Origin of the sequence: Aestuariivirga sp., assembly GCF_037139295.1 — a bacterium.
Taxonomy (GTDB): Bacteria; Pseudomonadota; Alphaproteobacteria; order Rhizobiales; family Aestuariivirgaceae; genus Aestuariivirga.
The window spans coordinates 1-7,957 of record NZ_JBAXGR010000126.1 but is presented as its reverse complement, the minus strand read 5'-3'; the positions used below and the strand labels follow the sequence as shown (position 1 = coordinate 7,957).

Annotated in this window: 11 protein-coding genes; 3 read left to right on the top strand and 8 right to left on the bottom strand. The window is 62.1% G+C overall.

Annotated elements, in window-relative coordinates; all coding sequences use genetic code 11:
• The first annotated feature begins 277 nt into the window (after nucleotides 1-277).
• Nucleotides 278-961 carry a CPBP family intramembrane glutamic endopeptidase gene (locus tag WCJ41_RS18855; RefSeq protein WP_336907382.1) on the top strand — a complete coding sequence of 228 codons (684 nt, stop codon included), beginning with the start codon at nucleotides 278-280 and terminating at the stop codon, nucleotides 959-961.
• Between the two features lie 32 nt (nucleotides 962-993).
• On the opposite strand, the gene WCJ41_RS18850 is transcribed toward WCJ41_RS18855, so the two are convergent.
• Together WCJ41_RS18850 and WCJ41_RS18845 are read right to left on the bottom strand one after the other, a co-directional pair.
• Nucleotides 994-1,602, bottom strand: a complete 609-nt coding sequence (locus WCJ41_RS18850; protein WP_336907381.1) for a 5'-methylthioadenosine/S-adenosylhomocysteine nucleosidase — start codon at nucleotides 1,600-1,602, stop codon at nucleotides 994-996.
• A 102-nt stretch (nucleotides 1,603-1,704) separates the two neighbouring features.
• On the bottom strand, nucleotides 1,705-1,845 hold the full coding sequence (locus WCJ41_RS18845; RefSeq protein ID WP_336907380.1) for a hypothetical protein: 141 nt from the start codon (nucleotides 1,843-1,845) through the stop codon (nucleotides 1,705-1,707).
• A gap of 169 nt (nucleotides 1,846-2,014) precedes the next feature.
• Here WCJ41_RS18845 and WCJ41_RS18840 point away from each other — a divergent pair, with 169 nt between their 5' ends.
• Nucleotides 2,015-2,356, top strand: a complete 342-nt coding sequence (locus WCJ41_RS18840; protein WP_336907379.1) for a hypothetical protein — start codon at nucleotides 2,015-2,017, stop codon at nucleotides 2,354-2,356.
• 84 nt (nucleotides 2,357-2,440) lie between these two features.
• On the opposite strand, the gene WCJ41_RS18835 is transcribed toward WCJ41_RS18840, so the two are convergent.
• A complete protein-coding gene (locus WCJ41_RS18835) occupies nucleotides 2,441-2,650 on the bottom strand; it encodes a DUF2842 domain-containing protein (protein WP_336907378.1) in 210 nt (69 codons plus the stop codon).
• Nucleotides 2,651-2,759: 109 nt separating this feature from the next.
• Here WCJ41_RS18835 and WCJ41_RS18830 point away from each other — a divergent pair, with 109 nt between their 5' ends.
• The gene (locus WCJ41_RS18830) at nucleotides 2,760-3,806 is read left to right on the top strand and encodes a COX15/CtaA family protein (protein WP_336907377.1); all 1,047 of its coding nucleotides are present in this window, start codon (nucleotides 2,760-2,762) and stop codon (nucleotides 3,804-3,806) included.
• 130 nt (nucleotides 3,807-3,936) lie between these two features.
• Here WCJ41_RS18830 and WCJ41_RS18825 read toward each other — a convergent pair whose 3' ends face one another.
• The 5 genes from WCJ41_RS18825 to WCJ41_RS18805 all read right to left on the bottom strand — a co-directional run.
• Complete coding sequence (locus tag WCJ41_RS18825) at nucleotides 3,937-5,214, bottom strand: O-acetylhomoserine aminocarboxypropyltransferase (protein WP_336907376.1); 1,278 nt, start codon at nucleotides 5,212-5,214, stop codon at nucleotides 3,937-3,939.
• A 203-nt stretch (nucleotides 5,215-5,417) separates the two neighbouring features.
• Nucleotides 5,418-5,984: a cytochrome b gene (locus WCJ41_RS18820; RefSeq protein ID WP_336907375.1), complete on the bottom strand. Its 567-nt coding sequence runs from the start codon at nucleotides 5,982-5,984 to the stop codon at nucleotides 5,418-5,420.
• A 69-nt stretch (nucleotides 5,985-6,053) separates the two neighbouring features.
• Nucleotides 6,054-6,590, bottom strand: a complete 537-nt coding sequence (locus tag WCJ41_RS18815) for a CoA-binding protein (RefSeq protein WP_336907374.1) — start codon at nucleotides 6,588-6,590, stop codon at nucleotides 6,054-6,056.
• Nucleotides 6,587-7,381 carry an enoyl-CoA hydratase gene (locus tag WCJ41_RS18810; protein WP_336907373.1) on the bottom strand — a complete coding sequence of 265 codons (795 nt, stop codon included), beginning with the start codon at nucleotides 7,379-7,381 and terminating at the stop codon, nucleotides 6,587-6,589. Before WCJ41_RS18810 ends, WCJ41_RS18815 begins: the two co-directional genes overlap by 4 nt.
• Nucleotides 7,378-7,957, bottom strand: a 580-nt coding sequence (locus WCJ41_RS18805; protein ID WP_336907372.1) for a hypothetical protein, incomplete at its 5' end; no start/stop codon positions are given. The genes WCJ41_RS18805 and WCJ41_RS18810, both read right to left, overlap by 4 nt.

Below are 7,957 nucleotides of genomic sequence, written 5' to 3'. Positions count from 1 at the left end.
GTTCGAATCCAGTCGCTCCGACCATTAAAACAAGGACATACGATATTTCGTGTGTCCTTTTTTATGGAAATCGGACAGTTTGCGGACAGTTTGAGCGTCGTGTCGGACATTACGACCTCCTCCGCTGCCGAAAGGCGCGTCCGAGCATCGCCTCGGTCGTCCTGGCGTGCGCGTAGACCTTTTCGATAATCTTCACGCTGGTGCCTGTTGCTTCGGCAACATCATAGATCGACATGGCCGTCCACAGCATCCAGGTGATGCCCGTGTGCTTGCGGTGATGGCGGTTTATGTCGGCTGGGGAAGGCTGATCGAACGCCGCGATGTGACCGAACTGTCCTTGCCGGGAGCGGGCCGCGAATGGGCCATCGGCGGATTGATCGGCATCGTGCTCTATGCAGCTTGCGTGCTGCTCCTGATGCTGGTCGGCATGTACCAGATCGAAGGGCTGAACCCCTTGTCCTACATGATACCGGCAATCGTCGTTGCGGTGAAGTCATCGGTCTTCGAGGAGTTGCTGTTTCGCGGTGTGCTGTTCCGCTCAGTCGAGGCCATGGCTGGCAGCTGGATTGCGATTGTCGTTTCGTCGCTTGTCTTTGGCCTCATCCATCTCATCAACCCGGACGCCACGCTTGCCGGAGCCGTCTACATCGCGATCGAAGCGGGCCTGCTGCTTGCCGCCCTCTATCTGGTCACACGGCGTCTGTGGATGGCCATTGGCTATCACATGCTGTGGAACTATGTGCAGTCGGCCGTCTTCTCCGGCATCGTCTCCGGAAGCATCACGCTACCGGGCCTGTTAAAGGCCAAGATCGAGGGGCCTACCTTTTATACGGGTGGCAGCTTCGGCATGGAGCAATCGGTGTTTGCGCTTGTTCTGTGCACCGTCACCGGTGTGGTGATGTTGGTGATTGCCAAGCGCCGCGGACACTTGGTGCCGGCACCCCGGAACAAAGAGGCATGAACGCCGGGAAGTGATGCCGCCGACGAACCTGCTTATCCGGCGAGCAAGCCGTCAACGACGGTTGCCAGCTTGCCATCGATGATGTGGAGATACTGCGTCCAGTCGTTGATGTGGTTCAGCTCGGCCGCACCGTCTGAGATGCCGCGAAGCCCGATGAGGGGAACGTTGTGGCGCATGCAGCAACGGGCGATGGCGAAGGTTTCCATGTCCACCATGTCGGCGTCAATTGCGGCGTAGGCCGGCCCGCTGACGATGTTGGCTCCGGTTGAAAGGCGCTTGGCGGGAACATGGGCGAGCGGGGCGTGCAGGGGCAACTCAGCGGGAATGTCGAGGAACGGGGTCAGGCCCTTGGCGAAGCCGATGCCCGATGCATCCATGTCACGATAACTGACGGTGGATACCTGATAGACATCCGTCTGGTTGAGGCTGTTTGAGCCCGCCGAGCCGAGGCTCACGACAATGTCGGGCTGGCGATTGGTGGCGGCAAGCGCCGCCAAGGCTGCGGATGCCGAGGCTGCTGCCTCCACCGGGCCGACCCCTGTGAACAGGGGCGTGAAGCGCCGGGCGAGTTCAGGGCCGTATTCAGCTTCAACCGCCATCACAAAAAGATAGCGACGGCCATTTGTTTCCAGCAATTTCATCTGACGCTCTCGTCAACTTCGGTTCATCATGGCAACGGATGGCGGTCTACGCAAACCCATTGGCGGTCGGCCTGATGCGATGTGGCCGGAGTTGCTCGCAAATCACGCTCCGATGAGCCAGATCACAAGTCGGGCGGCAGAGGGTGCGGCGAGCGGCAGCATCACCAGCAACGACAGGCCAAGTGCTGCCGCGATTACGGCATGTCCGGCGGCGGGGGTGGGCGTTTGGTCAGCTCTGCGCATGAAAACGTTTGTAGACATGATTCATGTGCAGTCCGGAAATGCGGCGCACAGGATTTTCAGGGTTTCGGAAAGGAACTCTTTACCGAGAAACGTTGCGGAAAACCATTTCCGATGAACGACTTATGTTTGCCATAGGACGATGAAATCGACTTCATGGAGAAGTTTCAGGATGTTTTCAGTGAGACCAGATAGTAAATCCTTCCTGAACACGGCAGCGGAAGGAAAGACCATGGCCGGTGAACTCGACCCCCGCCTGATTGGCCTACTCAGGGCCTCGCTGGGCTTTGTGGACGCGCTGCGCGACATTGGCATCCAGGGCGAAATCGCGGTGCGGCTGGAGCGCGACGACGCGCGGCAGCTGCTGAATGTGGTCGAGATACGTGGCGCGGGCAGCGCAAGGCTTGCGGGCCTCACATTCGAATGGCCGAAGGCCGATGCGGTTGAGGCCTTTGCGGAAAATGACAACGACGGCATCGTGCTGACGGAGGACGACACGCCGGCCTTGAAGTGAGGCCGGTGCGAGATCCGATGCCGCCGGAGCGAGTCCGGTTGCAGATCTTGGTGTAGCCAGCCGCCAACTTTACGCACTGAGCCCTCAGGCGGCGTCCGGCTTCGACATCCAGCGGATCAGGGCCATGACGACAGGCATCCAGCCTGCACCCGCGACGATGTAGAAGGGCAGCTCGAAGGCCATGCCGCGGCCCACGACCAGCATGCCGCCCACCGCCATCATCACGAGGGCATAGACGATGATGAAGGCAACGGTGGCGATGGTGCCGATGGCCTTGCGGGTGCGCTGGTTCATGCCCGCTGGATAGAGGCGGCCCGGGCCTGACGCAAGGTCTTCCCCGGCCTCGGGGGCTGCGGCGCTTCATCACTTGAACCGGTAGGCGCCTCAGCCGTATTGCGCTGTCATGACTGCTGAAACCCTCAACTTCCGGCAAACCTCGGCCATGCCCTATGTGCGGGCGTGGCTTTTCGGCGTGGCGGCGCTGATCTTCTGCATGGTGATCGTGGGCGGCGCCACGCGGCTCACTGATAGCGGCCTGTCCATCACCGAGTGGAAGCCCCTGCTGGGGGCCATTCCGCCCTTGACCGAGACGCACTGGCTGGAAGCCTTCCAGAAGTACCAGCAGATCCCGGAGTACCAGCAGGTCAACAAGGGGATGACGCTCGCCGAGTTCGAGTTCATCTACTGGTGGGAGTGGTCGCACCGCTTCCTCGGCCGGGTGATTGGCCTCGCCTTCTTCCTGCCCTTTGCCTATTTCGCGGTGACGGGGGCTCTGAACCGCTCAACCGCCATCCGCTGCGGCGTGCTGTTCGTGCTGGGTGGCCTGCAGGGTGCCCTTGGCTGGTACATGGTGGCCTCCGGCCTGGTCGATCGGGTGGACGTGAGCCAGTACCGGCTGGCGGCTCATCTCTCGCTCGCCACGTTCATCTATGGTGCCATCCTGTGGGTGGCTTTCGGGCTAGGCCTGAAGCGGCATGCGCCGGAAACCGGCCGGCAGTGGCTGGCGTTTGCCATCGCCGCATTGGTGCTTCTGCAGATCGCGGCGGGCGGCTTCGTGGCCGGGCTCGATGCGGGCTTCGGCTACAACACCTGGCCGCTGATCGACGGAGCATTGGTGCCAAAGGGCCTGTTCGCGGCGGAGCCGTTGTGGCGCAACATGTTCGAGAATGCGCTGACCGTGCAGTTCAATCACCGCAACTTGGCCTATGTGATTGCCGTGCTGGTGGCGGGGCAGGCCTATGTCGTAGGCTCGCGCCCGAGCCTGATCCTGCTCGCTGCCGTCATCGCGCAGATCGCACTTGGCGTGTGGACGCTGCTGTGGGTGGTGCCGCTGTGGCTGGGACTTGCACACCAGGGTGGCGCGCTTCTGGTGTTCGCCGCGGCAATCTGGAACCTGCACTGCGTGCTGAAGGGCGAGCGCTCGGCGGTGCTGCGGGACGTTAGGGTTTAGGGTTCGCCTTCGCCATCTCCACATTCATCATCGCCGAGCTTGTCCCCGCGATCCCTCTTTGTAGCGACGAAAAAACATGCCCGGGACGAGCCCGGGCATGATGCGTGTTGGGCGTGAGGTGAAGCGTGCCTTACGAGATTGCCTGATCCAGATCGGCGATGATGTCCTCAACGTCTTCCAGACCAATCGACAGGCGCACCACGTCCGGCGCAGCGCCCGCCAGCTTGAGCTGGTCGGCATTGAGCTGGCTGTGCGTTGTCGAGGCCGGGTGGATGATGAGCGAGCGCGTGTCGCCGATGTTGGCAAGATGCGACAGCATCTTCACCGATGACACGGCCTTGACGCCCGCTTCGTAGCCGCCCTTGAGGCCGAAGGTGAAGACGGCGCCCGCGCCCTTCGGGCAGTATTTCTGGGCAAGTGCGTGATACTTGTCATCCGGCAGGCTGGCGTAGTTCACCCACGAGACGTTTGGATGCTTCTTCAGCCACTGCGCCACCTTCAGCGCGTTCTCGCAATGGCGTTGCATGCGCAGGCCCAGCGTTTCCATGCCGGTGAGGATGAGGAAGGCGTTGAGCGGGGCGATCGACGGCCCGAGATCGCGCAGGCCGAGCACGCGCGCGGCGATGGCGAAGGCGATGTTGCCGAAGGTCTCATGCAGCTTGAGGCCATGGTAGGAGCCATTGGGCTCCGACAGCAGCGGATAGCGGCCGGACTTCGACCAGTCGAAATTGCCGCCGTCGACGAGGACGCCGCCCATGGAGTTGCCGTGGCCGCCCATGAACTTGGTGAGCGAGTGGAGCACGATGTTGGCGCCATGCTCGAAGGGCTTGCACAGGTAGGGCGTGGCCAGCGTGTTGTCGACGATGAGCGGGATGCCCGCCTTCTGAGCGATCTTGGCGACACTGGCAATGTCCGTCACGCGGCCACCGGGGTTGGAGATCGATTCGATGAAGATCGCCTTGGTCTTGGGCGAGATGGCCTTCTCGAAGGAGGAGAGGTCGTCACCATCGGCCCACACGACGTGCCAGCCGAATGACTTGAAGGAGTGGGCGAACTGGTTGATCGAGCCGCCGTAGAGCTGGCGGGCGGCGACGAATTCGTCACCTGGCTGCATGATGGTGTGGAAGGCAAGGAGCTGGGCCGCATGGCCAGACGCCACGGCGAGCGAGGCGGTGCCGCCTTCGAGTGCCGTCACCTTGCCTTCGAGCGCCCCCTGGGTGGGGTTCATGATGCGGGTGTAGATGTTGCCGAAGGCCCGGAGCGCGAAGAGATCAGAGGCGTGCTGCACGTCGTTGAAGACGAAGGCCGTGGTCTGGTAGATTGGCGTGATGCGGGCACCCGTGGCAGGGTCAGGGGCCTGACCTGCATGCAGCGCCAACGTGTCGAAGCCCGGTTTTCTCTCGGCCATTGTCGTCTCCCTTTACTGAACGGAGCGGGAGACTATCGCGGGATCAGGCGAAGGACAATTGAAGGATTTTGACGGGAGGGGGCATGAAATTACCCCCTTCACGCATCATGCCCTGGCCTGACCCGGGCATCGCTTGTGCAGCCGCCAAAAAGGATCGCCGGGACATGCCCGGCGATGATGAGCGCTTCAATGGTGGGCTGGCCTTACCACGGCAGCATGCGACCGAAGATTCCGTCCTTGTCGATGAACTGGTGCTTCAGCGCGGCCAAAACGTGGATGCCGATGAGGATCATCGCGGCATTGCTGCCCAGTTCATGAAGCTCCTTGGCCCACTCGCCGGTGAAGGGCGGCTGCGGCATGGCGAAGAGGCCAAAGAGCTGGGCCTGGGCCATGGCTGGAACTTCCTCCGAGAAGCCGCCGAAGGTAATCCAGCCGGTGAGCGGAATGGCAATCAGCAGGATGTAGAACAGGCCGTGCAGCGACTTGGAGCCAATGACCTCATAGCGCTTCATGCTGGCCGGATAGGCGGGTGCAGTATGCGTGACGCGCCAGAGGATGCGCAGGATGGTGAGCAGCATGATCGACACGCCGAGCGTCACGTGGATCGAGGGCTCGAAGGTGGCGTTCGCCGTGTCACCCGCCTTGGCGAGCTTCTCGCCGGACTTCATCAGGTCTTCGCCGAAGAACACCATGTAGATCATCAGGACGGCCGTGAGCCAGTGGATGATCATGGCGATGCCATCGTAACGGGTCTTGGGGGCAAGGGCCATGTAGTGCTCCAGTCGTTGATTGCTGCCGCAGTGTCTAGACCAGTGTGTAGCCCGCCGACTTGATTACAATCAATAACCCTTGCGGGGGCCCAGCCCCAAGCTCTGCATCTTACCGCTTTCGTGCAGGGCCTGCTTCTTCGAGGAAATGATGCCGGAATCGCCGCCCACCCAGGCCCATTCGCCCGACAGCTTGCCATATTCCATCTTGGGGCAGCGGTTCATGACCACTTTCACGCCCCGCGCCTCGGCGCGCGCTGCTGCCGCATCGTTCCGAACCGAAAGCTGCATCCAGATGACCTTTGGCGGCGTGGCCAGTGCCAGCGCCTCGTCGGTGATGGGACCAGCGGCCTCGGAATTGCGGAATACGTCCACCATGTCGACGGGCTTCGGGAGATCGGCGAGCTTCGCGTGGACCGTCTGACCGAGGATCTGCTGGCCCGCGAGACCGGGGTTGACCGGGATCACCTCGTAACCCTTGTCGATGAGGTACTTCATCACGAAGTAGGAGGGCCGCACCTCGTTGGCCGAAGCGCCGACGAGTGCGATGGTCTTCACCGATTGCAGGATGTCGCGAATGTAGTCGGGTGAATAGCTGTCGTGATTCACGGCTCGTCGGTCCAGTGCGGTTCGCGCTTGGCGATGAAGGCGGCGATGCCTTCCTCGGCATCGCGCTTCAGCAGGTTCTCGGTCATGACGCGGGCGGTGTAGGCATAGGCATCGGCGAGGGGCATGTCCTGCTGGCGGTAGAAGGCCTGCTTGCCGGTCTTCACCGTGACCATCGACTTCGATGCGATTTTCGCGGCGAGCATCACCACGGTTTCGGTGAGCGTTGCTGCCGGCACCACGCGATTGACGAGACCGAAGCGCAGCGCGTCCTCCGCCCCGAAGATGTCGCCCGTCAGCAGCATTTCCATGGCGTGCTTGGAGGAGAGGTTGCGCGACAGCGCAACCATGGGGGTGGAGCAGAACAGGCCGATGTTGACGCCGGGCGTGCAGAAGCGGGCACCTTCCGCCGCGATGGCAAGATCGCAGGTGGCGACGAGCTGGCAGCCTGCGGCACTCGTAAGCCCCGCCACTTCGGCGATGACGGGTTTCGGGTTGTTGACAACGCTCAGCATCAGGCGGGCGCAGGCATCGAAGAGGGTTGCGAAGTAGGTCGCCCCCTTGTCCGCATCCGCGCGGTGCGCAGTGATCTCCTTGAGGTTATGGCCAGAGGAGAAGGCAGGCCCTTCTGCCGCCAGCACGATGACGCGCACCTGGCCGTTTGTCGCAGCAGTGTCCAGTGCCGACTGCAGCTCCGCCATCATTGCCTCGGAGAGGCTGTTGCGGGTGGCCGCGTCAGAAAGCGTCAGGCGCAGCACGCCGCCCGCGAGGGCGGACTGCAGGAGACCGCTCATTCTTCCTCGATGTCGAGCTGCTTGAGCTTGGGGCCGTAGACCGGGTCGTTCAGCAGGTCATCGATGACCTTCTTGTTGTTTTCGGACGGGATCAGCGCCTTCAGCGCTTTCACCATCTTGTCCTTCATGTCCTGGGCCAGTTCTGCGTCATCCTCGACCTCCTTGATCTGCTGCTGAAGATCATCGCTCTGGTCGTCCGTGACGGAGGAGTAGGTGAGGCCCAGCGTGGTGACGGCAAGGTTCCAGTCGCTCACGTTGGCGAAGCCCGCCGCCTTCACGTCCGCCTCGAATTTCTTGCCGTCTTCCGTCTGGTCGACGAAGTCCTGCAGGTTCTCGTATTGGTCGAGGTCAGTATCGGCGTATTTTTCCTTGGCGGCGATGTAGCTGTCGAGGGCGCGCTTGGCGATGTCGGGGGTCAACTCCATCGTCTCGATGGTGGGGATCTCGCCGAGGCTCAGCTCGCCGTCAGGCGAGTCGCCATTGTCCTGACCGGCTGTGCCGTCATCCGGGGTGGCACCATCCTGCTGCTGTCCTTCAGTGTCTGGCATGCTGTTCTGGTCCGGCATTGGTTGGTCT